Origin of the sequence: Geofilum rubicundum JCM 15548, from assembly GCF_000974365.1 — a bacterium.
Classification (GTDB): domain Bacteria; phylum Bacteroidota; class Bacteroidia; order Bacteroidales; family Marinilabiliaceae; genus Geofilum; species Geofilum rubicundum.
Genome location: NZ_BAZW01000035.1, coordinates 1 through 25,563, shown reverse-complemented (window position 1 = coordinate 25,563; position 25,563 = coordinate 1). Strand labels below are relative to the sequence as shown.

Annotated in this window: 22 protein-coding genes; 10 read left to right on the top strand and 12 right to left on the bottom strand. The window is 45.5% G+C overall.

Features of this window, described 5'->3' with window-relative positions; translation table 11 throughout:
* From JCM15548_RS13950 to JCM15548_RS13920, 8 genes are all read left to right on the top strand, one after another.
* The gene (locus JCM15548_RS13950) at nt 1-1,188 is read left to right on the top strand and encodes an FtsW/RodA/SpoVE family cell cycle protein (RefSeq protein WP_062126601.1); all 1,188 of its coding nucleotides are present in this window, start codon (nt 1-3) and stop codon (nt 1,186-1,188) included.
* Nucleotides 1,189-1,264: 76 nt separating this feature from the next.
* The gene (murG, locus tag JCM15548_RS13945) at nt 1,265-2,362 is read left to right on the top strand and encodes an undecaprenyldiphospho-muramoylpentapeptide beta-N-acetylglucosaminyltransferase (RefSeq protein ID WP_062126598.1); all 1,098 of its coding nucleotides are present in this window, start codon (nt 1,265-1,267) and stop codon (nt 2,360-2,362) included.
* Nucleotides 2,363-2,377: 15 nt separating this feature from the next.
* Nucleotides 2,378-3,658, top strand: coding sequence for a UDP-N-acetylmuramate--L-alanine ligase (gene murC, locus JCM15548_RS13940; RefSeq protein WP_227625835.1), 1,281 nt, complete (start codon nt 2,378-2,380; stop codon nt 3,656-3,658).
* Between the two features lie 229 nt (nt 3,659-3,887).
* Entirely contained in the window at nt 3,888-4,223 is a 336-nt protein-coding gene (locus tag JCM15548_RS24210) for a POTRA-like domain-containing protein (RefSeq protein WP_227625834.1), read from the top strand.
* Between the two features lie 50 nt (nt 4,224-4,273).
* Nucleotides 4,274-4,618 (top strand): hypothetical protein, encoded by a 345-nt coding sequence (locus JCM15548_RS24205; protein WP_227625833.1) that lies wholly within the window; start codon nt 4,274-4,276, stop codon nt 4,616-4,618.
* A gap of 44 nt (nt 4,619-4,662) precedes the next feature.
* Nucleotides 4,663-6,024 (top strand): cell division protein FtsA, encoded by a 1,362-nt coding sequence (gene ftsA / locus JCM15548_RS13930; RefSeq protein WP_062126595.1) that lies wholly within the window; start codon nt 4,663-4,665, stop codon nt 6,022-6,024.
* Between the two features lie 75 nt (nt 6,025-6,099).
* The gene (gene ftsZ / locus JCM15548_RS13925; protein ID WP_062126592.1) at nt 6,100-7,584 is read left to right on the top strand and encodes a cell division protein FtsZ; all 1,485 of its coding nucleotides are present in this window, start codon (nt 6,100-6,102) and stop codon (nt 7,582-7,584) included.
* A gap of 408 nt (nt 7,585-7,992) precedes the next feature.
* Nucleotides 7,993-8,442 (top strand): GatB/YqeY domain-containing protein, encoded by a 450-nt coding sequence (locus JCM15548_RS13920; RefSeq protein WP_062126588.1) that lies wholly within the window; start codon nt 7,993-7,995, stop codon nt 8,440-8,442.
* 338 nt (nt 8,443-8,780) lie between these two features.
* Here the strand turns inward: JCM15548_RS13920 and JCM15548_RS13915 are convergent, their stop codons facing one another.
* From JCM15548_RS13915 to JCM15548_RS13890, 7 genes are all read right to left on the bottom strand, one after another.
* The gene (locus JCM15548_RS13915) at nt 8,781-10,874 is read right to left on the bottom strand and encodes a peptidylprolyl isomerase (RefSeq protein WP_062126585.1); all 2,094 of its coding nucleotides are present in this window, start codon (nt 10,872-10,874) and stop codon (nt 8,781-8,783) included.
* A 116-nt stretch (nt 10,875-10,990) separates the two neighbouring features.
* Nucleotides 10,991-12,253: a hemolysin family protein gene (locus tag JCM15548_RS13910; RefSeq protein ID WP_062126582.1), complete on the bottom strand. Its 1,263-nt coding sequence runs from the start codon at nt 12,251-12,253 to the stop codon at nt 10,991-10,993.
* A 48-nt stretch (nt 12,254-12,301) separates the two neighbouring features.
* Nucleotides 12,302-12,733 (bottom strand): LPS export ABC transporter periplasmic protein LptC, encoded by a 432-nt coding sequence (gene lptC / locus JCM15548_RS13905; RefSeq protein ID WP_262487070.1) that lies wholly within the window; start codon nt 12,731-12,733, stop codon nt 12,302-12,304.
* Nucleotides 12,734-12,963: 230 nt separating this feature from the next.
* A complete protein-coding gene (locus JCM15548_RS24200; protein WP_227625832.1) occupies nt 12,964-13,779 on the bottom strand; it encodes a tetratricopeptide repeat protein in 816 nt (271 codons plus the stop codon).
* A gap of 11 nt (nt 13,780-13,790) precedes the next feature.
* Nucleotides 13,791-14,318 (bottom strand): hypothetical protein, encoded by a 528-nt coding sequence (locus JCM15548_RS24195; RefSeq protein ID WP_227625831.1) that lies wholly within the window; start codon nt 14,316-14,318, stop codon nt 13,791-13,793.
* A gap of 103 nt (nt 14,319-14,421) precedes the next feature.
* Nucleotides 14,422-15,711, bottom strand: a complete 1,290-nt coding sequence (gene bamG / locus JCM15548_RS13895) for a BamG family beta-barrel-assembly machinery protein (RefSeq protein WP_488193224.1) — start codon at nt 15,709-15,711, stop codon at nt 14,422-14,424.
* 177 nt (nt 15,712-15,888) lie between these two features.
* A complete protein-coding gene (locus tag JCM15548_RS13890; RefSeq protein WP_062126576.1) occupies nt 15,889-16,422 on the bottom strand; it encodes a type III pantothenate kinase in 534 nt (177 codons plus the stop codon).
* Between the two features lie 181 nt (nt 16,423-16,603).
* On the opposite strand from JCM15548_RS13890, the gene JCM15548_RS13885 reads away from it, so the two are divergent.
* Nucleotides 16,604-17,659: an ATP-binding response regulator gene (locus JCM15548_RS13885; RefSeq protein ID WP_062126572.1), complete on the top strand. Its 1,056-nt coding sequence runs from the start codon at nt 16,604-16,606 to the stop codon at nt 17,657-17,659.
* On the opposite strand, the gene mfd is transcribed toward JCM15548_RS13885, so the two are convergent.
* Together mfd and JCM15548_RS24190 are read right to left on the bottom strand one after the other, a co-directional pair.
* Nucleotides 17,656-19,821 (bottom strand): transcription-repair coupling factor, encoded by a 2,166-nt coding sequence (mfd, locus tag JCM15548_RS13880; protein WP_227625830.1) that lies wholly within the window; start codon nt 19,819-19,821, stop codon nt 17,656-17,658. The genes JCM15548_RS13885 and mfd overlap by 4 nt on opposite strands.
* A 13-nt stretch (nt 19,822-19,834) precedes the next feature.
* The gene (locus JCM15548_RS24190; RefSeq protein ID WP_227625829.1) at nt 19,835-21,013 is read right to left on the bottom strand and encodes a transcription-repair coupling factor family protein; all 1,179 of its coding nucleotides are present in this window, start codon (nt 21,011-21,013) and stop codon (nt 19,835-19,837) included.
* A 167-nt stretch (nt 21,014-21,180) separates the two neighbouring features.
* Between JCM15548_RS24190 and JCM15548_RS13875 the strand changes: the two genes are divergently transcribed.
* Nucleotides 21,181-22,431 carry an aspartate kinase gene (locus JCM15548_RS13875; protein WP_227625827.1) on the top strand — a complete coding sequence of 417 codons (1,251 nt, stop codon included), beginning with the start codon at nt 21,181-21,183 and terminating at the stop codon, nt 22,429-22,431.
* Here the strand turns inward: JCM15548_RS13875 and JCM15548_RS13870 are convergent.
* From JCM15548_RS13870 to JCM15548_RS13860, 3 genes are read right to left on the bottom strand one after another with little or no spacing between them, the layout of a single operon-like run.
* Nucleotides 22,390-22,938, bottom strand: coding sequence for a hypothetical protein (locus tag JCM15548_RS13870; protein WP_062126569.1), 549 nt, complete (start codon nt 22,936-22,938; stop codon nt 22,390-22,392). The two genes, JCM15548_RS13875 and JCM15548_RS13870, sit on opposite strands and share 42 nt — an antisense overlap.
* A gap of 22 nt (nt 22,939-22,960) precedes the next feature.
* The gene (locus JCM15548_RS13865) at nt 22,961-24,301 is read right to left on the bottom strand and encodes a dihydroorotase (protein WP_062126566.1); all 1,341 of its coding nucleotides are present in this window, start codon (nt 24,299-24,301) and stop codon (nt 22,961-22,963) included.
* Nucleotides 24,294-25,040: a polyprenol monophosphomannose synthase gene (locus JCM15548_RS13860; protein WP_227625825.1), complete on the bottom strand. Its 747-nt coding sequence runs from the start codon at nt 25,038-25,040 to the stop codon at nt 24,294-24,296. Before JCM15548_RS13860 ends, JCM15548_RS13865 begins: the two co-directional genes overlap by 8 nt.
* Between the last annotated feature and the right edge of the window lie 523 nt (nt 25,041-25,563).

Below are 25,563 nucleotides of genomic sequence, written 5' to 3'. Positions count from 1 at the left end.
ATGGGAGATTGGATACGGAAATATGTCAAAGGCGATAAGGTGATCTGGGGAATTATAATTTTTCTCTCCATCGCCTCATTGTTATCGGTTTACAGTGCTACGGGATTTTTGGCATACAAGCACCAGGGGGGCAATACCTCCTATTATATGTTTAAGCAGTTTTTCTCGCTTAGTTTTGGCTTTGCCATCATTATCCTGGTCCACCATATTTCCTATAAGTGGATAGCCCGCTTTAGTCTGATTGCCCTGTATGTAGCTATTGCCCTACTGGCCATCACGCTGGTCTCCGGGGTGAATTTAAACATGGCCTCCCGGTGGTTGACCATTCCGGGCATTGGTATCACTTTTCAACCTTCTGAAATGGCCAAACTGGCCCTCATTGTGTATGTGGCCAAAATACTGGCGCAATATCAGAAGGAAGAAGAATCGGCCCGGGAAGCTTTTAAGCCCATCATGATTTATGTTATGGTGGTGGCGGGACTCATTTTTAGGGAAAACTTTTCCACTGCTCTGCTGGTTGTGGCGGTTAGTGTGGCCATGATGTTTGTGGGCAGAGTACCGATGAAATATCTGGCCGGAACCGGGTTGGTGGCGATTGGCCTCATTGTGTTACTGCTTTTTCTGGCACCGAAAGTAACATTTTTGCCTCGGGCGCAAACCTGGGCTTCGCGTGTGGAACAGTTCATGGACCCGGAAAAGGCGGACAAGTCCTTAACGTATCAGTCGGACCAAAGCAAGATTGCCATAGCCTCGGGTGGACTCATTGGTAAAGGTCCCGGCAACAGTGTGCAACGGAATTTTATCCCCCACCCCTACAGTGATTTTATTTTTGCGATTATTGCGGAAGAGTATGGTTTCCTGGGTCCCTTTCTGGTGCTGATGGCCTATGTGTTTTTGCTGGGGCGTATCGGGGTGATTGTGAGGGCCAGCAACCGGACTTTCCCGGCCTTTCTGGCTTTGGGTTTGGGTTTGATGCTGACTTCCCAGGCATTTGTGAATATGGGGGTGGCCGTTGGTATCTTTCCGGTAACGGGTCAGCCCTTGCCTCTGGTCAGTCTGGGAACCACCTCGGTTTTATTTACCTGCATGGCTTTTGGCATGATACTGGGCGTTAGTCGGCACAACATAGAGCAACGAAAGCTGGAGAAGGAGAAAGAAGCAGTGGCCGTTGCGGATGTGCCAAATTAGAAGGGAAAGGGATGCTGCCCATAAAATGGTCTCAGAGAGGGATGCATCATTATATAAAGAATTAAAAAGATTTGGGATGACACCAAAATTTATCATCAGCGGCGGAGGTACGGGAGGTCATATCTTCCCGGCCATTTCTATTGCGGATGCCCTTAGGGGGGCATTGCCCCATTGTGAAATACTATTTGTGGGAGCTCTGGGACGTATGGAAATGGAGAAAGTGCCCGCTGCCGGTTACCCCATTGTGGGGCTGCCCGTGGCTGGTTTTCAGCGACGGCTGACCTGGAAAAATGTCACCTTCTTTTTTAAGCTGGCGGCCAGTATGTTAAAGGCGCGGAAAGTCATCAGGACCTTTCAGCCGCATGTGGTCATTGGCGTGGGCGGTTATGCCAGTGGTCCGGTATTAAGAGCTGCGGCTTCCCGGGGTATTCCGACCTTGCTTCAGGAGCAGAATAGCTTTCCGGGGGTGACCAATCGCCTTCTGGCCAAAAAGGCGGCGGCCATTTGTGTGGCTTATCCCGACATGGAACGGTTTTTTCCGTCCGAAAAAATATTTTTTACGGGGAATCCGATTCGCAGTCACCTTTTGAACCCCATTGGACTTTCCGAGGCCCATGCGGCTTTTGGTCTGAAGGCTGATATGAAAACCATATTAGTGGTGGGCGGCAGTCTGGGTGCCGGAAGCGTGAACAAGGGCATCCTGAATGGTATTGCGCGCATGAAAAATGAACCGGTTCAGATACTGTGGCAGACAGGGAAAAATTATTATGAGAAAATTGGTGGGGCTCTTGAGTCTTTGGCTTTGGAAAATGTGCGGGCTTTGCCATTTATACAAAGAATGGATTGGGCCTATGGCCTGGCGGATATGGTGGTGTCGCGTGCCGGTGCCGGAACCATCAGTGAGTTGGCTTTGCTGGGCAAGGCATCCGTACTGGTGCCTTCGCCCAATGTGTCGGAAGACCACCAGACCAAGAATGCCATGGCGCTGGTCAGTAAAGAGGCCGCTGTTCTGGTCAGGGATGTGGAAGCGCCGGATGTTTTGCTTGCCATGGCACTGGAGCTGTTGGCCGATGATGAACGGTGCCGGAGGCTGTCTGAGAATATCCGGCATTTTGCACGACCAAATGCCGATAAAGACATTGCGCAGAGGGTGCTGGAATTAGGCGGTTTTTAAAATGGGAGGGGAAAGATGATGAACAATCCGGAAAAAATAAAGCAGGTTTGGCTGATTGGAATAGGGGGCATTGGCATGAGTGCTTTGGCACGCTATTTTCATCACAGAGGTATGCCGGTGGCCGGATACGATCGGACGCCGTCTTTGGTGACCGATGCGCTGAAGAAGGAAGGTATTGAAGTTTTCTTTGATGGTGATCCGGAGCTGATTGCCCCTGTTTACCGCAGCAAAGAGGATACTTTGGTGATATATACGCCGGCGGTAGAGGCTTCTCAGCGACAGTTGACCTGGTTTCGTGAAAGACACTTTGAAGTGTTAAAGCGGGCACAGGTTTTGGGTTTGATTTCTTCCGGCAGCCAAAGTATTTGCATCGCCGGCACGCATGGTAAAACAACCATTTCTACAATGGTCGCCCATCTTTTTAAGCGGAGCCGTATTGGATGTACCGCTTTTCTGGGAGGTATATCCAAAAATTATGGCACCAATTTCTGGTGGGATGAAGCCTCTCCTTTTGTGGTGTTGGAAGCCGATGAGTTTGATCGTTCGTTTTTATGGTTGAATCCGCAATCGGCGCTAATTTCATCCACCGATGCCGATCATCTGGATGTTTATGGCGACAAGGAGAAGGTGGAAGCTGCTTTTTCAGATTTTGCACAAAGGGTGTCGGGTGACGGCTTTTTATTGTTGAAAGAAGGGGTGGCGATTCGGGAAGGTGGACAGCAAGGGGTGAAGGTTTTTACCTATTCGCTGCAATCGCCGGCGTCGGATTTTTATGCCTCAGGCATAAAATTGGCGAATGATTTGTATGGCTTTGATTTGGTGACGCCTCAGGGACTTATTGAAAATCTGACTTTGGGGGTACCCGGGCTGTTAAATATAGAAAATGCGGTGGGTGCTATGGCGCTGGCTTTGCTGAATGGGGTAACGGTCGAAGAAATACGTGCAGCCCTGCCTTCCTTTGAGGGGATTGCCCGCAGGTTTGATATACATGTTCATTCCCCTGAAATGGTGTATATCGACGACTATGCCCACCATCCGGAAGAGATACATGCCACGCTGGAAAGTGTTCGCGCGATGTACCCCAACCATAAGGTGACGGGTATTTTTCAGCCCCATTTGTATAGTCGGACCAGAGATTTTGCCGAAGCTTTTGCGGCTTCTTTGTCCCGTCTGGATGCCCTTATATTGCTGGATATTTATCCGGCCCGCGAATTTCCGATTCCAGGGGTGGATGCGCAAATGATTGGTGAACAGATAAAAGATATTCCGGTAGCTATGCCACCAAAGAAAATTTGATCCAGCAATTGGAATCATTGGTTGTGCCACAAGTCGTCATCACCATGGGGGCTGGTGATATTGATCGTCTGGTGCCCACACTCACAAAGCATCTGGGAACTTTTGTCAACAAATAAGACCTGTTAAAAACAACTGGGAAGTTGTTGATAAATAAAGGGATGTATGTTTAGGGGGTTGAGGTGAAAAGGATTATATTTATGCGGGTTAATGAACTTTTTAATAGAGAGATATGGATAAGTTGGTGGGTATATTGAAATGGGTGCTGCTGCTGGGCTATTTCCCGGTCATGCTGGCCTTTGTTTCAGTCAGCCACCAATCGGTTGTCTGTTCGGATGTGAATGTGATTGTGAGTGATAGTGCACAGGCCCGTTTTGTCAGTGCCGAAGATGTTCGGAAGTCCATTCTCGATGCCTACCCGGATTTGTTAGGGGGGCCTGTGGCGCAAATAAACTTTGATGAGATGGAGGCTTTTGTGAATGAACACAGTGCCATTCGTTCCACACAGGTTTATAACTCGGGTTCAGGTGTGCTAAATGTGAAGGTGGCTCAACATGAACCATTGTAAGGGTTTTTGCGGCGGAAGGGACGTTTTATCTGGATGAGACAGGGCGTCAGGTGCCCGTTTCTTCGCATTTTTCGGCCCATGTACTGGTGGTCAACGGCACAGTTCCAAAAGACAGGAGCACCTTGGTTAAGGTGGCCGGGATGATTACCGGAGATCCGTTTTGGACGGCCCAGATGGAACAGATTTATATTCGCAGGAATAATGAGTATATTCTGGTTCCGCGGGTGGGCGATCACCTCATATTGTTAGGTCAACCCGAAAATGTGGAAAAAAAATTGAGAAATTTAAAAGAGTTATATACGAGCGGTTTGGATCCCAAGGAATGGAATGAATATCAGGTGATTAATCTGAAGTATGAGAATCAGATCATCTGTTCCCGTAACCGCTCACTTTGATAATAAGCATGTAAGCGCAGAATCAGAATAAAACCCAAAAGAGAATGAATCAGGAATCAAAATTAATTGCCGCCATAGATATTGGAACGACTAAAGTGGTAGCCGTAGCAGGCAGGAAGTATCCCGACGGACATATACAGGTGCTGGGTGTGGAAAAAGCCCAGTCGACCGGTGTGAAACGGGGGGTCGTCCTGAATATTGACGAGACGGTTTCGGCTATTAAACAGGCTGTTTCGGCATTGGAGGCACGTTTTGATATTCGTATTGCTGAGGTTTTTGTCGGCATGGCCGGCTACTCCATGAAAAGTCTAACCAACCGCTGTTATCGCTTCATTGATCCGAATGATGAAATATCGACTTTTGATCTGGAGCAATTGTTGCGGGACAGTCATCGGATTTCTTTGGATCCCGGTGAGAAAATCATCCATGTTATTCCACAGGATTATAGTGTGGATAATGAGCAGGGTGAAAAGAATCCCGTGGGCATGTCGGGACAGCGCTTAGAAGGAAACTTTCACGTGGTTATTGGTCGCATGGCTTCGGTAAAGAACATTGAAAAATGTGTGCACCGTGCCGGTTTACAGTTGAATGGCGTGGTTCTGGAACCACTCGCTTCGGCACATGCTGTGTTGACCGAAGAAGAGATGGAAGCAGGGGTGGTGATGATTGATATTGGTGGCGGAACGACCGATTTTGCGCTGTTTTATGATGGCATTATTCGTCACACAGCGGTAATTCCTTTTGGCGGCAATGTGGTGACCAATGACATCAAGGAGGGTTGCTCTGTTTTGTTTAAGCAGGCAGAAACCCTGAAGGTGCAATTTGGATCGGCCATGGGCAGCATGGCCCGTGAGGACATGGTGGTGGCCATACCGGGAATGCCCGGATGGGAGTCGAAAGAGATTTCGTTTAAGAATCTGTCCAGCATTATTCAGGCGCGAATGGAGGAAATCATTGAATATGTGGCCCACCATATTGATACTTCCGGCTACTACGATAAATTGGGCGCAGGCATTGTTATTACCGGTGGCGGAGCTTTGCTGAAAAATATTGCCCATTTGATCCGATTAAAAACGGGACTGGATGTACGAATGGGCCAACCCGACCGTTATATGAATGAGGACCTGGTGAATGAGGGGGAAATGCCGCTTTATTCTACTTCTGTAGGACTTTTGGTCAGTTCCTCTATGTATGCGACCCAAAGGGTGGTGGAGCAAAAACTGTTTGAAAGTCCGGAAGAAGAGCAGCCCGTTCGAGCTGAAGCAGCCTCAAGAAAAGTGGTTTCCAAACAAAAGACGGGAAGGTCACGGATGGCGAAAGAAGCCAGTCATATTACAGGTGATCTTTTCGGCAGTCTTAAGAACAGAATTGCAGGCATTTTTGACGACAAGGATGTGGAGATGTAGTAGTGTCTGAAAGGGTATTCTGAACGCTCCCTGAGGGAAATTGTATTTGATTAACGATGTTGAGGAGACAGTTGTATGACTGATGATCTAATGAATTTTGAAATACCGAGCCACCACTCTTCCATCATTAAAGTGATTGGTGTTGGAGGAGGCGGAAGCAATGCGGTTAATTATATGTACGGCCTTGGCATAAGAGATGTGAGTTTTGTGGTATGTAACACAGATGCACAGGCCTTGACCAATAGCCCGGTACCCACCAAAGTCCAGTTGGGCGAATCGCTCACCGAAGGCCGGGGTGCCGGTAACAAACCGGATAAAGGCCGGCAGTCGGCCATCGAGAGTATTGGTGAAATGACCAAGGTGCTGCAAGACAATACCAGAATGGTGTTTATTACAGCCGGTATGGGAGGGGGCACCGGTACCGGAGCTGCGCCCATTATTGCCAAAACTGCCAAGGATATGGGTATTCTTACAGTGGGCATTGTTACCATACCTTTTAAGTTTGAAGGAAAGGTGCGCATCAATCAGGCCATTGATGGTATTTCTGAGATGGAAAAGAATGTGGACTCATTGTTGATTATCAACAATGAAAAGCTACGTGATATGTACGGTGACCTTAAGTTAAGCAATGCCTTTTCTAAGGCTGATAACGTTTTGGCCACGGCTGCCAAAGGAATCGCAGAGATTATTACGGTGCATGGATATATCAATGTTGATTTTGCGGATGTTGAAACGGTGATGAAGGACAGTGGTGTTTCGATTATGGGTTCCGGTCTGGGTGTGGGTGAATTTCGCTCCATTGATGCCATTCAGGCCGCATTGGAATCACCTTTGCTGAATAATAATAATATTTCAGGTGCCGGAAACATCCTTTTAAACATCACTTCGGGTGCGGATGAGATCACCATGGATGAGGTGGGGCAAATTACCGATTACGTGCAGGATGTTGTCGGTCATTCGGCTTCCATTATTTGGGGTACCGGCACGGATGATACCTTGCAGAATGAGGTGGTGGTAACAATTATTGCCACCGGCTTTGCCTATAGCAATATGGTGGAGCCTGCACCCAAATCGTCAGAGAAGAAGGTGACCCGCCTGGAAATGGATGAGGATGGCAACCTGCAGACGGCGGATGAAGAGGTAGGTGAGTCTTTTGAAGAGGAGTTTGATATGAATGACTTGCCACCACGGGTGGTGACTTTTAGTGAGGTGGACGAGGAAAAACAACGCAAAATAGAGTTGTTGTATGGTCCCGACAAGGTTGAAGAAAAGGAGCAGAAGGACTCTATATTTGATCTGGATGCGGATGCCGAGCCTCAGTTGTTTATACGGAAACCGGATGGCTCCCGTATACAGGTAGATCCGGACGACCTTCTGGATGAACGTCGCATTGAGGAGATGGAAAATGTGCCTGCTTATAAGCGACGAAATGTAAAAATGGGAACCGAAACGGCTGTGAAAACGGAAACCAAGGTTTCGCGTTTCTCTATTTCAGAAGATGCTAAGGGAAAGCCGAAGATTGGTCCGAATAATAGGTATTTGCATGATAATGTGGATTGAGTAGGGGGATAGGGGATTAGGTTGAGAGGGTAGGAAGGGTAGATGGGGTCGAGAGGGTGAAAAAGGGTAGAAGGGGTTGAGTGGGTGAGAAGGGGGTATGATGGGTTATGAGGGTGAGAGGGTGAGAAGGGTTGATGGGGTATTAGGTCGAGAGGTTGATAGGGTGAAAAAGGGGCGATGGGGTTGGGAGGCAAGCGAAGCGCTTCCGATAGATCGGAACTGCGCCTGCGGCTTGAGGTCCCGCGAAGCGGGATGATAGGTTGATAGGTCGATAGGGTGAAAAAGGGTAGATGGGGTTGAGTGGGTGAGAAGGGTTGATGGGGTATTAGGTCAATAGGTCAATAGGTTGAGAGGGGGAGAAAGGGAGATTGGGGTTGGTGGGGTTAAATGAAATAAAAAGAAAGATATATGTCGGTTTTAGGAAATTTGGGAGAAGAGATTAAGGCGGCGATGAAGGCCAGGGATGCGCTTCGTTTGGAGACGCTTCGGGCGATTAAAAAGGAGCTTCTGGAGGCGCGTACTGCTAAGAATGCGGGTGGAGAGGTCTCGGAGGAGAATGAGATCAAATTGCTTCAGAAAATGGTTAAGCAGCGACGGGATTCGGCTGATATTTACAATGCCCAGGGGCGTGCGGATTTATCCGAGAAGGAATTGATGGAGGCGGATATTATTGGGGCCTATTTGCCGAAACAGCTCACGTTTGAAGAACTGGAGTCTGCGGTTAAAAAGATTATTGCTTCAGAAAATGCCACATCCATGAAGGATATGGGCAAGGTTATGGCCGCTGCCTCCTCTCAGTTGGCAGGGAAAGCAGATGGCAAGGACATTTCTCAGATGGTCAAAAGGCTTTTGTCGTAAATGGGGGTCTGCCTTCACGACCTGCCTTCATTAAAGCCCAGCGAGTTTACCGGATAATGGATTATATGTATAGGGATTTCTGGTCATTCAGAAATCCCTATATGTTTTAGGGCCTTTGGCCTTTGCGAAAATTCTGTAGGTTATTGGGCGTTCATTCCATAAGAATAATAGTCATGTTGGCTTGAGCGATGTATAGAAAACACAAAGGGGATGGTCTTTTTGGACCATCCCCTTTGTGTTTTTCTGAAGTATCTCCGACTAGAAGGTAAACGATTCCCGGTATTTCAACTTCACTGCCCCTTCTTACCCGTTGAACCCATTCTACCTTCTACCCTTCTCTAATAGAACTGAGCTCTTCTGTCCACGATTTTAGCATTATCTCTCATGGTCTCTACCAGCTGGTAGTCCACTTTCATGGTGAGATTCTGATTCAGTTCGTTAACAACGTTCTCGGAGGCTACTTCTATTTCTTCGATGTTATTGACTTTGACCACATAAATGCCATTGTTTCCCTTGATTGGTTGGGAGATTTGATTGACAGGGGTATTAACAGCAGCTGCAACCAGTGCAGGTTCTACACCTGCTCCGGGAACCTGAGAGGAGGCAAAAGTGATGTTTTGCGCACTTTGAACGGATGCATTCATCTGTTGGGCAATGGTTTCTAAATCAGTACCGGCCGTTACCTTTTCACGCATTTGAGCCAAAAGCTGTTCGGCTTTTTTATCAGCGATCAATTCTCGCTCTATCTGAGGTTTGGCGGCTTCTAGCGGACGCACACCTTCTTCGTTGGCCTCAATAAGGTGGGCCACCACAAAACGGTCGCCGAATTCAAATACGGGAGAAAGGGTTCCGACATTGGACTCATAAGCCCAGCGAACCAGTTCTCTTGACGATTCAAGACCACCGACGGAACGATCGTTCTCGCCGATTGAACGGCCAAATCTCTTGGTGAGATTTTGCTCTTCAATGGCCTCATTGAATTTCTCAGGAGAGTTGTTTAAGGCAGCAAACTTGGTAGCTTGGCTATAAACATCCTGATAGGTTTTTGAACTGTAGGAAATTTCCCGGGCCAGCGTGGCTACCTGGTATTTTGGTGTGGGTGCACTCTGTTGTTGAACATGCACTATGTGAATGCCAAATTGGCTTTCAACTTTTAAAATATCACCTGTTTCGTTTTGAAATACGGCATCATTAAATGGTTTAACCATCATGCCTTCTCCAAACCATCCCAAATCACCACCGTTAATCGCGGATCCCTGATCTTCTGAGTAGCGACGCGCCAAATCTGCAAAGTCAGCGCCGTTTCGGGCCAGATTAAGCAAACTGTCAGCTAGGTCATCGCCCCCTTCAGCGCCGTCTGCCCGGATCAGAATATGACGTGCTCTCACGGAATCCGGCAGGTTGTTGATCGCTACCAGACGTGTGGCTTTATAGCTTTCGCTTTCAAAGTAGGGGCCATATACATCTCCCTCTTCTGCGTTGGAGACAAAAGCCGCAATTTGAGAACTTAGTTCTGCGGGACGCTGATTGCGACCTGTAAAGGGTTCGTCTGAATTTAGGTTGACAAACTGAATGGGATCAATGTCGGGGTTTTCAAAATCCTGAATCATTTCATCTATCCAGTCACTGGCCGCCTGACGATCGGCTTCCGTTGGTTCAATATTGAATGTGATGTACTCAATATCCCTGGATGCTTCCTGTTCGAATAAATGCGGGTTATTATTATAATAAGTCTTGATTTCACTCTCGGATACGCTGACAACACTGTCCGGAACGGATGTGAAACGGGCAACTACAAAATCAAAATCTGCTTGTTGACTTCTGGCTTTAATTTCACTTTCTTTCCAGATTTCAGGAATATACATGCCTTTTTTTAGAAGCGTACTGTACTTATTGTATAACCTTTCATTCATCAATTGCTCTTCCATAACCATCCAATAGAAGTAGGCCGTCGGATCCTGATTTTTGGATAGTAAAAAGTTGACCACTTGTTGCTGGTCAAAGACTCCGGTTTGTTGGTTGGCAAATAAAGGATGCTGTTGAATGGCCGGATGGATGTTTTGTCCTGTAACCATATCCATCAACTCATCAGATGTGACATTGATCCCGATTTGTTCGTATTGCTCTTCCAGCAATGTTTGGTTGACTAACTGATTCCAGGTTTGCTCACGTAAGCGGTAAGCCTCTTCTTCTGATAGAGTGGAGGCACCCTGGTTGAGTTTGTTGAATTCTTCCATTTCAGAAACCTTGTTCTGGAATTCCTGAATGTTTATGGATGTACCATTGATGTTGGCTACTTCCATTTGGTTACCTGAAAACATGGAACCTCCTGAACTCATGAAGTCCATCATGATGAAGGCAAAAAGTGCTAAGCCAACAGCTATGGCTACAAGAACTCCTCCTTTACTACGTATTTTTTCTAAAGTTGCCATTCGAAAAACAGATTTATTATTTAGCGTTTTTAACAGGCTACGAATATACAAAAAATTGTATTACTACATTGTAAACAACACTTTGATTGTATTTATAATCTGGCAATGATGGTGGATTACCGGGAAGGTAAAGTTATTTGTACCAATTCTATTTTAGATTTGGAGGCTTCCAGTATTTTGAATTGGAAATTCTCAATTTCCAATTCCTCATTGACCTCAGGTATGGCTTCATTGTGGACGAGGATGAGACCCGCCAGGGTTTCATAATCTTCACTAACGGGAAGTTCGAGGTTGTATTTTTCGTTGAGGTAGTCTATTTCAAAACGTCCTGAAAAGTTGTAGGTGGTTTCAGATATCTGGGCTTCAATCAGGTCCGAAATATCGTGCTCATCATCTATTTCCCCAAAAATTTCCTCCAGGATGTCCTCCAGGGTAACGATGCCGGAAGTGCCACCAAATTCATCCACCACCAAAACAATACTTTTGTGTTCTTTGGTGAAAATTTCCAGTAGTTTGCTGGCCGGCATGGATTCGGGTACCACGGAAATAGGGCTGATGACATTTCGCAGGCGTTTGGGGTTGCGAAACATGGCCGATACATGCACGTAACCCACCACATTATCAATGCTTTCCCGATAAACTAAAATCTTGGAGAGCCCTGTTTCAATGAATTTTTTTTGAAGGACTTCCATTTCTTCGTCAATGTCCACGGCTTCCAGCTCTGTTCGGGGAACGGAGCACTCACGGACCTTTACTGTGGAGAAGTCGAGCGCGTTTTTGAAGAACTTCATCTCCTCAGCAATTTCTTCATGCTCATGGCCTTTATCCTGTCTGGCCATGAGTAAATGATCCAGATCGATGCGTCCAATAACCAGGCTGTCTCTCAAAGGTTGGTCACGAACACGGATTATTTTGTGGATGAAGAAGTTGGAAAAACTAAGGGTGAGTTTGGATATGGGATAAAATAGGATGTAGATGATTCTCAAAGGCATTGAAACCAGATTGAGCGAAACGGCCGGGTTAATGCGGAAGAGGATCTTGGGCAAAAATTCGGCTATAATCAGAATGAGCAGGGTGCTGATAATGGTTTGGATAAGCAGTATGGAAACGCTGGAATCGGTGAACCTGCTTATGGGATGTTCCATTAATTGGGCCATATATTTACCATAAATCACCAATGAGATATTATTACCAATGAGAATGGTGGATATGAAAAGTCCGGGATTGTTATGGAAGATGTCTGATATTTTACTGAGTCGGGGATGTTTTTTACGGTTCAACTCAATCATCAGTTTGTTGGTGGAAAGAAAGGCCATTTCGCTTCCTGAAAATACAGCTGATAAAATAAGTGTAAGCAGAATGACTGAGATTTGGTCCATCGTTGTCGTTTCTTTTTGCTTATAAAGATAGTGAAAAATACATTTGAATCATCTGTTGATGGAAGGTGCGATTGTATCCTGATCCGATGTTTCGTTTTCAGGTTGTCCGGAATCCAGTTGGGCTTCTTCAACCTGAAGAATTCCGCTGATGTTTTTGATTTTGTAGTTTTCCATGCGCTCATCCGACTCAAAACCATGGCCGGTGATGATCTCCGTTTCGGTGGTAATTTTTATAAACTGATCTGAATAAATGGTTTTGTTTTCCGCATCCCAGAACAGAAGTTCTGTATTGATTATTTCGGCGTTGGTGTTCACCGCTTCAACATCATTGCGGAGTTCCCATAAGTCATCGTTTTGATAATAGATGGCTTCCTTGCATTTGATTTGCGCATCAATTTCTTCCAGATCGTTGAATATATAGAGGTGTAAGCCTTTTGGGAATTCGATGGTGGGTTCTTTGCGTTGGTCGAACTGCTGCATCTCAGGGTGATAAACCGATATTTGACTTTCCCGGAATCGGTGATGGTTGAGGTGAGTTCTTTAAGAGTGAGACTGGGTAATTCCTCCCGGTTGGTCAGTTCCTTAATTTCTTCTGGTTTGTTGGGTTGGCAGGCGAGCAATGAAACAACAATGGCAAGCAGTATGAAAATACTGCCTGCCGTTGTTAAAAATGAGAATGTTCTCGAACCTGGTTTCAATGCTTGGTTGTTTTATTTGGTTCGGACCGTGGTTCTTTCATTTATCCATCCACCTACGGTATAGGTAGATCCTACCTCTAAACCTTCAAAAAAGACTTCGTCTTTGGCAGGGAAGTGAGCTGAGTATATCCGGATTTGCTCATTGGCTTCATCGGCGAAACTTGGATCTACTGATTTGGCTTTCATGAACTTGTCAACGGCCGCCCAATATGCGGATTTCTTTTCCAGTTCCTTACTGCCAATGGAATTGGCTGAAAGCGCGTAAGCTTTCCCTATCAGGATGTAAGGGGCTCCCCAGTCGGGTCGCACTTCAATCGCTCTCAGTGCATGGTTGCGTGCCTGTGTCAGATTGTCCTGAGACAGGTGCAAGGTGGCCATTTGATTCAGGTATTCCCCTTTTTGCTCCGCATTTTCTGTTAATTCCACAGCCTGAGCGTAGAACTCAAGGGCTCTGTCAATATCCTCTGCTTTAAGGTACATTCTGGCCAATCCAAAGGCCGATGCACCGGAAGGCTCAATGTTGTGTTGGTATTCCGACACCTTGTACAGTAATTCGGCATCCTCGCAAAGGCCACGTGCCAGAAGCTGACTAACACGCTTTAACCAGGCCAGGTCGAATTTGTTTTCTTCTAACTGGGGCTCATAAATCTTGATGATGACATCACAGGTAGCCACGCCGCTATTGGCAAACATGCTTTCAACACCACCTTTAACCTGTTCGTATACTCCGTGGTAACGTGATTTGCTTTGGTCTTTCAGCGTATGGTCCACAATGTCACTAATGGTTGTGTAGTTGTTCACCACTTCTTCGGCATCAATTTGTCCCATGTTGTACATGTTCACCGAGGTGCCCATATAGGTGGCCAAAAAGGCTGGCTGGATGAATTTTTCAATCCGGTAATGGCGTCCTTAAGCAGTTGGTAGGCCTCGGCCACCACTTCGCTGTTGTCCCGCTTATAATTGAGCATGTCAACCGCCTTGTATCCCTTAATGGCAGGTGTTGGTGTCCGTGGGTGGTTGCCAAAGAATTGCATGCGCTGATCATGGACCTTCATTAAATAGGCATATAATTCCTCAAATTTTGCGGCATCCCTATTCTTTGAAATTTTATCTTTCAACATGGTGGCACCGTCCAGGTAAATGTTGACTGTGGCAGCCGGACATTCTTTGAAGACTATTTCCCAGGATGGAAAGGCGGCATCGTAGTTTTTATTTCTAAAATCTTCGTTGTACAAGGATAGATTTTTGACACATCGGATGCTGTCTTCCCCTATTCCGTATTTAGTCCCTGATTCTAAACCGGTCTGGGCGTTTGCTTGCGCTATGGATATAATTAATCCAATAACTATTAGTTTAATTGCTTTCATTGCTTCATTATTTAATTTAAGGTATGAATGAACTTCCATCCACTACAACGTTTTGTGGGTTTTGGCAACGGTGGTTGTTCTTTTCTTGGTTTGTAATTGTTTCTTAATCAAATTTACGCTTCATGAACCAATACTCGTGCATGGTAAAACTTAAGGTAAACCGGCCATAGGTTTCTTTTATTTGGTTGGGTTCCTCTGTGCCTATATTACCGTATTCAAAGCCCAGGTTGACCGACGTGTTGCTTCGTCCCAGTGGTAATCCTAATCCAAAACTCATGCCAAAGTCGCGCAACTGGTAATCATTGAGCATGATGTAATCTTCATTGTAATGAATGCCAGCCCGGTACCTGATGCGCTGGAGGTAATTGCCAGCCGTTCTTTCATTGGGAATGAATTCGGCGCCAAATGACAAATAGGTGGTATTGGCCGTTTCGGTGCTCTCATCCGGAAACTTAGAATCCGCCCAGCGTTCTGTGGAGTAGTCTGCTGCCACTGTAAGTTTGTCTATGAGGGAATAGGAAACACCTAATCCAAGTTTCATGGGCATTTCAAACATACTGCTGCTCCATTGGTTGTTTTCTTCTGAAAGAATGATGGAGGTTGTAAATAAATTGCCTTCCGGATCATAATTGTAGCCTTGGGCTTCTACCGTATTCGTCTCTCCGTTGATGCCGGTTTTAGGGCGAAATATGGCTCCGACTACCAATTGTTTGTTTTCTCCCAGCCGGGTGGTGTTTTGTAAACCAAAATCAAACATGACATTGCTGATTCGGTGTTCTTTTAATAAGCCAAATTTATAGTCGCCCGGGTTTTCAATAAACTCCTGGTAAGAAGTATGGGTGACATCCCCAAACCAGAAGTCGGCATTAATTCCCAGAGACAACTGAGGCAACAACTGATAGGCTAGGCCACCGTATAAGTTGGTAATGTTTCCGGAGCCCTGTACCCGCAAAATATGTGGGGTGGTGGCTTCTTGTTGCAATGTTTCAAACATATATCCGGCCTTTGTAGCGGGCCGCACCCCAAAGGAAATACCCATTTTGGGTCCGACCCCAAAGCCAAAAGCGAAATGATCAAAATTAATATCTGAAAAATCCTGTTCGGCCTGACCGCTTGAAATTCGCTGTATTTTGGCTTCCAGGCCAGCTTCGAAAAAGAAGGACATCGAATCGATGGCCGAGTAAGCAGCCGGGTTCATATTGTTGAGATATTGGGACGTGCGAATACCGATACCGGTTCTACCCATCGCGGTATTCCGGCCAAAACCCTGTGGGTTTAACTCCCCCAATCCGTAACGTGAAAATGGAGAAAAAGTCCTGTTTTGAGCATGAAGAATGCTCACAGAAGATACTATTAATAATGCTGTAAGCAATAGCTTTAAAGTTCTATGCATTGTAGTCCAGTATTCGGTTTAGTCCTAATAACACTAAGTTTTGATTTGCAAAGATGGGCTTTTTTAATTTTCTGGCAAAAAAATCTGAGTCGCCGCCAGTGATTATTGTTTTATTGATGGCCCATTTTTCCTGACAAATGGCTCGATACCCCTCCATTTCAAAAACCATTCCATTTATCACTCCTGAAGCAATGGCTTCATTGGTAGAAAGGCCCGGAAAGCATGGTTTTCGAGTTTAGAAACCATGGGAAGCTTGCTGGTAAAGGTGTTGAGTGCCTTGAAACGCATTTCCAATCCGGGTGCAATATTGCCCCCTATATAGGTTTTTCCGTCCAGTAATATTTCATAGGTAATGGCTGTTCCTGCGTCAATAATCATCAAGGAAGCATCCGGATATAGTGATTGGGCCCCTGCTACGGCTGCAAGTCTGTCAATGCCAATGGTCTCAGGCGTTTTGTAAAGACTGGAAAAGGGCAGAGGGGTCCGACTGTCCATCACAAGGCATCGGGAAATGTGTTTTTGAATTTCTGTGAAGTCATCATGGGCCACCACAGAGGAAACGATGGCCGCTTCCGGATGAAATTGACGGATGGCTTTAATCAAAGAACTTTGGTCATCGTGAGAAGCATAATCAACTGTCAATAGTGTGTATTTATCAAAAACCCCGAATTTAATTGAGCTGTTTCCTTTGTCAATGACTATTTTAACCATTATTTTATTTTAATTTTAAAGCAGGCTTAAGGATGCAAATTTAATTTAAGTTGCTTAAAATGATGCCTTTTTAACCAAAATTTATCCTAACCTTTAGAAACTGTTTAAGTTTTTCTAAAACCAAAATTTAGACAGCTTTCTGGGTTCTTAGTATTCATTTAAAAATTGATATTTTCTGAGTATGCGCAAGGTCTTAATTGTTGAAGATGATAAGTTTTTGTCAGCTATTTTTGCGCTGTTCATCAAGGATATGGGGCATGAATTGGCTGGTCGTTGCCAAAGTGGTCCGGAGGCATTGGAAAAATGTAATGAGGTTAGACCCGATGTGGTTTTAATGGATATACATTTGGAGGGAGAGATGGATGGCATTCAAACTGCTGAAAGGATTCAGCGGGATCTGGAGATTCCGGTCATATTTGTTTCCAGTGATACCAGTTCTACGGTTGTTGAACGGGCCATTGTGTCTAATTCATATGGCTATTTGGTGAAGCCTGTTCAAAAAAAGGAATTGGCGATTTCTATCGACCTGGCTTATTATAAGCATAAAGCGGTTCTTGATCAAAAGCGGCGGGAAGAGAGTTTCCGAAGGTTCTTATCGGAGGCCCCCGTGCCCATTATGATTCTGCAGGAAGGCCGCATTCAATATCTGAATATGGAGGCCCTGGATTTGTTTCATACCCATTATATAGAGGATATGATCGGACTTCCGTTTTTAGATTTTGTGGAAGCATCATCCAGAGAAGAGTTGGGTGCCTTTCTCAACAACGATGAGGGGTTGGGAAAGATTAAGCAACACATGAATGGTATCCGTGTGACTGGTTTACATGGCAAACCTTTGGATGTGGCTGTGAGTGGTTCATGGGTGACTTTTAACGGCAAGAAGGCCATGCAGTTGATTTTGAATGATATTACCGTTGAAAAATCCGCATTGAGAGACAGCAAGGCGCTGCGCCAGGCTTTGTTCAACGGGGGCAAGGGCGTGATGATTATCGATAATGCATTGAATATAGCAGGCGTCACTGCCGGGTTCAGAAGCTGTATCGGATTAGAGGGAGAGTTACCGGGGCTTAAGGATCTGGATATGGATGAAATGGTGATTCAAAAAATGCTTGAATGTGAAGAGGAGATTTCAGAGTCTTTTATCATTCAGTATAAGCAAAAGTCGTATAAATGTACTGCCACCATCATTGGGCGAAAAGGGTTTGACGACCGGGAAGTCATTGTCCGGTTGGATTAACCGCTTTCTGCTCCCCGCATGTCTGTTAAAATGGTGAGAATGTCGTCCATCCTGGCGACTTTGGGTATCTTTAACCAAAGTTTGCCGTTTTTTTCTTCCATTCTGGCCGTTTTTTGATGGCGTTGCAGCCATTGTAAAACGTTGCTAAAGGTGGCCGACTGGTAATAGGGTGAGCTTTGGTTGCTGACAAAGTTGATGCGGATCTGCCTGTTTTTATACGACAGCTTTTCGATACCCAATTGTAAGGCATTGATCCTGATTCTTACAATATTTAATAAACTCAATGCTTCAGTAGGTAAGCTACCAAAACGATCGTCCAGGTTTTTATGGAATTCCTCCAGTTTCGAAAAGGCCTTTATATTATCCAGTTCGCGGTATAAATCCATCCGCTCAGCGATGTTGGTGATGTAGTCATCCGGAAACCTGACATCAATATCTGTTTCAATCTGGCAATCACTGACGAATTGAACATTTTCCGGGCTTTGAGGGGGCTGTTCTTTAATGAGCTCAGGAAATTCTGATTCCCGTAGCTCCAGAAGGGCTTCCTCCAGAATGCGCTGGTAGGTTTCATAGCCAATGTCGGCAATAAAGCCGCTTTGCTCACCACCCAAAAGGTTTCCGGCTCCTCTGATGTCCAAATCCTGCATGGCTATTTGAAAGCCACTTCCCAAATCGGAAAACTCCTCCAATATTTTTAATCGACGACGGGCATCGTTGGTCAGTGTGGTTATGGGAGGTGCTAATAAATAGCAAAAGGCTTTTTTGTTAGAGCGGCCTACGCGGCCCCGCAACTGGTGAAGTTCACTGAGGCCGAACTGGTGGGCATTGTTGATGATGATGGTGTTGGCATTGGGAATATCCAGTCCCGATTCAATAATGGTGGTGGCAATGAGTACATCGAAATCGCCATTAATGAAGTCGAACATGATTTTTTCCAGTGCTGCACCGTCCATTTGCCCGTGTGCCACCACTGTTTTGATGTCGGGTAAAATGCGGTTTAGGAGGCTCTCAATTTCCAGAATATTCTGGACTCTGTTATTGATAAAGAAGACTTGTCCGTTGCGCTGCACCTCATACAGAATAGCTTCTTTAATAATTTCCTGATTAAAAGTGTGCAGTTCCGTAAAAATGGGGTGACGGTTGGCCGGTGGTGTATTGAGTATGGATAAATCACGGGCACCCATGAGGGAGAACTGAAGCGTTCGTGGAATGGGTGTGGCTGTGAGCGTTAAGGTGTCCACATTGACTTTCAGGCGTTTCAGTTTTTCTTTCACGGCCACACCGAATCTTTGTTCCTCATCAATAATGAGCAAGCCCATATCTTGAAATTCAACATCCTTGCCAATGAGGCGGTGGGTGCCGATAAGAATATTAACCTTTCCGGCCTGCGTGTCTTTCAGTACCTGGCGTACCTCTGCCGATTTGCGCAATCGGCTGACATGTTCGATGCGAACGGGGAAGTCGGCCAGTCTTTCCCGGAAGGTGTGGTAATGTTGTAAGGCCAGGATGGTGGTTGGCACCAGAATGGCCACCTGTTTATTGTCGGTAACAGCTTTAAAGGCTGCTCGAATGGCAATTTCTGTTTTGCCGAAACCGACGTCTCCACAGACCAGTCGGTCCATCGGCGTTTTCTCCTCCATGTCCTGCTTCACGGCCAGAGTCGATTTTACCTGGTCCGGGGTATCCTCATAAATAAAGGAGGCTTCCAATTCTGTTTGCAGGTAGGAGTCGGGCGAAAAGGCAAAACCCGGCTCCGCTTTTCGCTTGGCGTACAGCGCAATCAGCTCCCGGGCAATATCTTTCACTTTCTTTTTGGTCTTCTCCTTCATTTTGGACCAGGTGGCATGTCCCAATTTATGAATTTTCGGAGGTTCACCTTCCTGCCCTTTATATTTACTGATCCGGTGCAAAGAGTGGATGTTGACCATGAGCACATCGTTGTCACGGTAAACCAGTTGAATGACTTCCTGCTTGTGGCCGTTCTCTTCAACAGTAACCAGTCCGCCAAAGCGTCCGATACCATGGTCCACATGCACCACGTAATCACCCGGGTTAAGCCGGGTGAGCTCTTTGATGGTGATGGATTGTCGGGCCGACCGGCTTTTGTCGGTCTTGAGAGAAAACTTGTGATAGCGGTCAAAAATCTGATGATCGGTATACATGCATAGTTTTAGGTCATGGTCGACAAAGCTTCATGCAGAGCATGCTGGAGCTCCTCGTAGCTGATTTTGGCCCCGCGATCTTTAAATATTTGACGCAGGCGTTCCAGCTGGCGATCGTTATCCGATAAAATGATGATTTGATAACCCTCCTGCTGTCGCTCCAGAATATTGGCTTCCACCATGTCGAAGTTTTTGTGAAACAGGGGTTGTGGGGAAGTGTTAAACGGAAGGGTTTGAGAAGGGGTGAAGCTTGAGAGGAATTCAGGATGACGAGCGGTTTGTCGGACAGGTGTTGCATCAATTGGTCGCCATCGACCAATTGACCGGGCTCCGGGATTTTTAGTTCCAGAACTTCTTCTGCCTTGCCTGCATCGAAGCGCTCTGTCACTTTTTCAAAAATGGCATTCATTCTGGACTGCACAAGGGCTGGTGAATCCATCCAGATAACAATATCGTTGGTGATGGATTGCGTGAGTGGCAAATAGTCTGCCGAACCGGTGGCTACCAACTCCGGAATGATGGTGATTTCGTCAAAGCTGCTTTTTGAGAGCTGGTTTTCTATGTCGAATGAGCGGATGCTTTCTATCTCATCACCAAAAAAGTCGATACGAAAAGGCTCTTCATGGGAAAAACTGTAAATGTCCAGAATGGATCCACGAACCGAATAATAGCCTGGTTCATAGACGAAATCGGCTTTTTGAAAGCCCAGCTCTTTTAAAAAATCGACCACAAAGAAAAGGTCGATTCGTTCGTTTATCCCAATCGTAAGTGTTTGTTCTTCAATGACAGAACCGCCCGGAACTTTTTCCAGGAGAGCTTCTGTATAGGTGATGAAAAACTGTTGGGCTTTAGCCTGTCGCAGCTGTTGGAGGGCTTCGGTGCGTAATATCAACTGGCTGCTTTCGGGTTGACCAAATTCAGGTGATCTCTTATAGCTGGATGGTAAAAAAAAGACATCCGACTCATCATTGATTTGTATTAAATCATGGTAAAGGTAGGCGGCACTTTCTTTGTCAGCAGCCACAAAAAGATGGGGATGGTTTTCCTTAAGCGCTGTTATAAGCAGGGCAGGCGAAGAACCCGACAGTCCTTTAATATGAATGGGTGCATCTGGCTTGAGGAGCCAATCCTGGATGATTGAAATTTGCGGGTGTTGTAAATATTTTTGTGCCGGAGCGGGAGTTGAGCTCATCTTTTTTTTGCAAAAGTAAGGTTTTTGACTTGAAATACGTTTATTTTGCCTCTGGCTTAATAGCAGGAATTGTTGATGGGCTTGGTCACTCGACGATCAACGTTCCGCGTTGTCCTGAAAAATTTATACAGCCCGGTAGTGTTCATTTTCAATTAGATTGATTTGGTATGATAAGTGTCTATAAATTTGGCGGTGCATCGGTTAAGGATGCCCAAGGGGTGCAAAATGTGACCGGTATTGTCAGGAAATCCACCCAGCCACTGGTGGTGGTCATTTCTGCGATGGGCAAAATGACCAATGCCTTTGAAGAATTGACCCGGTATTATTTTAACCGGGACCTGGATTTGTGTCAGCAGAAGCAGCAGGAAATAATTCGGTATCATCAAAGCATTATTAAAGATTTGTTTGGAGATGAAAAAGGGAGTGCCGGATTCAACCGCCTGGCAGAACTATTGGCACAGCGACTTAAGCAGGCACCTTCAAGACACTTCGATTTTGAATACGATCAGATTGTTTCCTTCGGAGAGATGTTTTCGACCAGTATTGTGGCGGATTATTGGACCGCTGTCGGACAAACAAATAAATGGGTGGATGTGCGGACCATTTTGAAAACGGATGATTTGTACCGGGATGCGAATGTGAATTGGGAGTTGACCGCTGAATTAATGGAAGATACTTTTCTGTTTGATGAAGTTTCCTGTTATTTAACCCAGGGTTTTTTAGGGGGGACCCTTAGTAATTTGACCACCACGCTTGGTCGTGAAGGTTCTGATTACACGGCCGCCATTATCGGTTACGTGCTGAATGCCAGAGAGGTGACCATCTGGAAGGATGTGCCGGGTGTATTAAATGCCGACCCCAGATGGTATTCTGAGGCAGTCAAAATCAATGAGTTGTCGTACAACGAGGCCATTGAGTTGTCCTTTTATGGTGCTCAGGTTATTCATCCCAAAACCCTTAAGCCACTACAAAACAAAAATATTGCTTTACAGGTCAAGTCCTTTATTGAACCGGATGGCCAGGGGACTGTTATTTGTGAGCGCAGTGGTATCAGTGAACCGGTGCCGGTGTTTATATTAAAGAAGGAGCAGGTGTTTTTGACCGTTTCACCGCACGACTTTTCATTTATCATGGAAGACCGGTTGATTGAAATTCTCACCCTTTTTAGTCGCTACCGCATAAAAATGAACCTGATGCAAAACTCAGCCTTGAATTTTTCGGCTTGTTTCGATGATGGCCGCGATACGAATGCCTTAATGGAAGATTTAAAGAAGAACTTTTTGGTCCGCTATAACAATGGTGTGGATTTGTTAACCATCCGTCAGTATACGCCCGGGGCTATAGAACAAATGACCTCGGGTCGCGAGGTCATTGATTCACAAATTACCCGGAAAGTAGCCCGGTTTGTCATGCGTTAGCTTTTTATTTTTCCAACCTGACGCGAAAGACGGGTTTGAGTCCCATCCGTTCGCCACTTTGCCCGTACAGGCATAGGCCAGAACGAAGGAGTGCACCTCCTTGTGAAAGATTTGTTCTTCCGGAGAAAAAAGCCAGGTTTCTTCAAACTGAATTTCTTCGATTAAGCTCCGGGCATAATCCGGTTTGTTTTCGATGTTTTGAATATCCTCCACCGTAAGTGCTTCGTTGGAGAAATAGTCATAGGCCTTTAACCGGCCATTGTATACATTATCAAAAACCTGTTCCACCAGTTTTGGGGTATTCATGTTTTTCAGCCGCCAATCGGCCCATGTGTCCAATGTGTCGGAGTTGATAATATCCACACTGTAAACAATGGTGTCCGCCATCAAGTGGGCCGAGTTGAGTCCCTTTTCGGACAAGACTATGACGCCTTCTTCCACTTTTGTTTCCACGCATCCTGCCAACAGCGTAATGGCCAGGATTACAAGTGTAGTTCGTTGTCTCATAGGCTTTCGTTAAATCTTATTGTTAGGCTTTGAATACGAGTCGTTCGCCTTTTTGTTTCGTGTTGATGTTGCCATTTTTATAAACCAGGTGGCCATTGACCCAGGTGTTTATAACGGCATGTTTAAAGGTGGTGCCCGAAAAAGGCGACCATCCGCATTTGTACCTGACCGATTCATCGGTAACCGTTTCGTCAGCCTTGGGATTTAAAAGAACCAGGTCCGCGTAATATCCTTCCCGGATAAAGCCCCGCTTTTCAATGCGGAAAAGGGTCGCCGGTGCATGACTCATTTTTTCAACTACCAGTTCTTTGGTAAAAATGCCTTGCTCGGCCATTTCCATCATGGCTAATAGCGCATGTTGCACCAAAGGGCCACCGGAAGGTGCCTTGAAGTAGCTGCTGTTTTTCTCGTCCAGTGTATGTGGCGCATGATCGGTGGCCACCACGTCCAGCAGGTTGTTTTTCAATCCTTCGCGCAAGGCGTCCCTGTCGGTTTGTGATTTAACTGCCGGATTCCATTTGATGCGTGAACCGTATTTTTCATAATCATCTTGCGTGAACCAAAGGTGGTGCACACAGGCTTCTCCGGTAATTCTTTTTTGCTCAAGGGGCAGGGTGCTGTTGAGGAGAGAGAGTTCTTTTTCGGTGGATAAATGCAGAATGTGTAAGCGACTGTTGTATTTGGCGGCCAGTTCTACAGCCAGCGACGATGATTTATAGCAGGCTTCAGTACTCCGGATTTCCGGGTGGTATTTAAAGGGCATGTTTTCGCCATATTTTTGCTGGTAAATGGCCATGTTTTTCTGAATAATTTGTTCATCCTCACAATGGGTGGTGATTAGCATAGGGATTTCGCGAAAAATATTTTTGAGCGTTTCTTTGTTATCCACCAACATATTTCCAGTAGATGAACCCATGAAGACTTTGACGCCGCAGACTTTTGTGGGGTCTGCTTTTAGAACTTCTTTCACATTGTCGTTGGTTGCTCCCATATAAAAGGAATAGTTGGCCACTGATTTTTCGGCACCCAAGCGGTATTTTTTCTCCAGTTCTTCAATGGTCACGGTTTGGGGATTGGTGTTGGGCATTTCCATGTAAGAGGTAATGCCTCCGGCAACGGCGGCGGCAGATTCGGTGGCGATTTCAGCTTTATGCGTTAAGCCCGGTTCACGAAAATGAACTTGATCATCTATGGCCCCGGGTACCAGAAGCAGACCTTCCGCATCTATTTCTGTGTCGGCTTTTGGCAGGGGAGCTCCTTCCAAAATGATTTTTTCTATATAAGTTCCCTTAATGAGGAGGCTGCCCCTGAAGCTTTTCCCTTCGTTTATAATAAGGGCATTCTTTATAAGTGTACTAGACATGGGAGTTTTTGTTATATTTTTTGAAAAAGCTACTTACTTTCATTTGAATAACGCCCATCATGGCTTCACCAAATATACCACCGCTCATTTTTGAGCTGCCTTTTCGTCTGTCGGTAAATACGATGGGTACTTCTATAATTTGAAAACCATATTTCCATGTTGAAAATTTCATCTCAATTTGAAAGGCGTAGCCTTTAAATTTGATTTTGTCGAGTTCAATGGTTTCAAGCACGCTTCTGTGGTAGCATTTGAATCCGGCCGTGGTATCCATTATTTTCATGCCGGTTATCAGGCGTACATATACAGAGGCGAAATAGGACATGAGCACGCGCCCAATGGGCCAGTTGACGACGTTCACACCTGATTTGTAACGAGAACCGATGGCCAAATCGGCATGTTCTATCGTACAGGCCTGGTACAATTTGATCAAATCCTCCGGATTGTGTGAAAAGTCGGCATCCATCTCAAAAATGTAATCATAGCCCTTGGTCAGTGCCCATTTGAAACCGGCAATATAGGCCGTACCCAAGCCCTGCTTCCCTGGTCTTTCCAATAAATGAAGCTGTTGCGGGAGTTCATTTTGCAGTTTTTTCACGATGGAAGCCGTTCCGTCCGGAGAGTTATCATCAATAATCAGCAGGTGGAGGTTTTCGATGGGCTGTTCGAGGACCGTCCTTATAATAGCTTCAATATTCTCAATTTCGTTATAGGTAGGGATTAAAACAATGTTCTTCGTCACGTTGTTGTTATTAAGTGGTTTGATGCGAAGATACAACATCATAGAATATTTTGCCTAAATTTATGGCACTTTTTGTTGCATTTGAGGGAGTGCATATGTATCTTTATAGTTCCGCTCTTTACGAAAATGATGTCCAAATAATTTTTTTGGGTTCGTTTTTAGGCAGTTAGCTTTTGGGTCAGGAATTAGTTCCATTAAAGGTTTGGAAACTGGGAAAATTAAGCGTTACTTTGCATCCGCTTTCCAAGAGAGATCAGGTTCATCAAACGCGATGAAGCAGGGGAGCCACAAGGTTGAAAATAGTGCTAAAGGAGTAGCGGGCGATATTTGTTTCATCTTTCAGGAAGATGTAAGCAGCTCATTAAAAACGGCTTCAAAAAAACTTTCAAATTTTTGACAAAAACATTTGGCGGTTAAAAATAAAAGGTCTTACTTTGCACTCGCTTTCCAAAAGAGGTTAGCACGCTGAAAAGCAGAACTGGCGCTGGAAACAGCAAAAAGGAAGCTTAAAAGCAAAACCAAA

Excerpts from the sequence above, each read along its gene's own strand:
- JCM15548_RS13950 (WP_062126601.1), top strand. The coding sequence starts at position 1 with ATGGGAGATTGGATACGGAAATATGTCAAAGGCGATAAGGTGATCTGG.
- murG (WP_062126598.1), top strand. The coding sequence starts at position 1,265 with ATGACACCAAAATTTATCATCAGCGGCGGAGGTACGGGAGGTCATATC.
- murC (WP_227625835.1), top strand. The coding sequence starts at position 2,378 with ATGATGAACAATCCGGAAAAAATAAAGCAGGTTTGGCTGATTGGAATA.
- JCM15548_RS24210 (WP_227625834.1), top strand. The coding sequence starts at position 3,888 with ATGGATAAGTTGGTGGGTATATTGAAATGGGTGCTGCTGCTGGGCTAT.
- ftsA (WP_062126595.1), top strand. The coding sequence starts at position 4,663 with ATGAATCAGGAATCAAAATTAATTGCCGCCATAGATATTGGAACGACT.
- ftsZ (WP_062126592.1), top strand. The coding sequence starts at position 6,100 with ATGACTGATGATCTAATGAATTTTGAAATACCGAGCCACCACTCTTCC.
- JCM15548_RS13920 (WP_062126588.1), top strand. The coding sequence starts at position 7,993 with ATGTCGGTTTTAGGAAATTTGGGAGAAGAGATTAAGGCGGCGATGAAG.
- JCM15548_RS13915 (WP_062126585.1), bottom strand. The coding sequence starts at position 10,874 with ATGGCAACTTTAGAAAAAATACGTAGTAAAGGAGGAGTTCTTGTAGCC.
- JCM15548_RS13910 (WP_062126582.1), bottom strand. The coding sequence starts at position 12,253 with ATGGACCAAATCTCAGTCATTCTGCTTACACTTATTTTATCAGCTGTA.
- lptC (WP_262487070.1), bottom strand. The coding sequence starts at position 12,733 with ATGCAGCAGTTCGACCAACGCAAAGAACCCACCATCGAATTCCCAAAA.
- JCM15548_RS24200 (WP_227625832.1), bottom strand. The coding sequence starts at position 13,779 with ATGGGACAAATTGATGCCGAAGAAGTGGTGAACAACTACACAACCATT.
- JCM15548_RS24195 (WP_227625831.1), bottom strand. The coding sequence starts at position 14,318 with ATGAAAGCAATTAAACTAATAGTTATTGGATTAATTATATCCATAGCG.
- bamG (WP_488193224.1), bottom strand. The coding sequence starts at position 15,711 with ATGCATAGAACTTTAAAGCTATTGCTTACAGCATTATTAATAGTATCT.
- JCM15548_RS13890 (WP_062126576.1), bottom strand. The coding sequence starts at position 16,422 with ATGGTTAAAATAGTCATTGACAAAGGAAACAGCTCAATTAAATTCGGG.
- JCM15548_RS13885 (WP_062126572.1), top strand. The coding sequence starts at position 16,604 with ATGCGCAAGGTCTTAATTGTTGAAGATGATAAGTTTTTGTCAGCTATT.
- mfd (WP_227625830.1), bottom strand. The coding sequence starts at position 19,821 with ATGTATACCGATCATCAGATTTTTGACCGCTATCACAAGTTTTCTCTC.
- JCM15548_RS24190 (WP_227625829.1), bottom strand. The coding sequence starts at position 21,013 with ATGAGCTCAACTCCCGCTCCGGCACAAAAATATTTACAACACCCGCAA.
- JCM15548_RS13875 (WP_227625827.1), top strand. The coding sequence starts at position 21,181 with ATGATAAGTGTCTATAAATTTGGCGGTGCATCGGTTAAGGATGCCCAA.
- JCM15548_RS13870 (WP_062126569.1), bottom strand. The coding sequence starts at position 22,938 with ATGAGACAACGAACTACACTTGTAATCCTGGCCATTACGCTGTTGGCA.
- JCM15548_RS13865 (WP_062126566.1), bottom strand. The coding sequence starts at position 24,301 with ATGTCTAGTACACTTATAAAGAATGCCCTTATTATAAACGAAGGGAAA.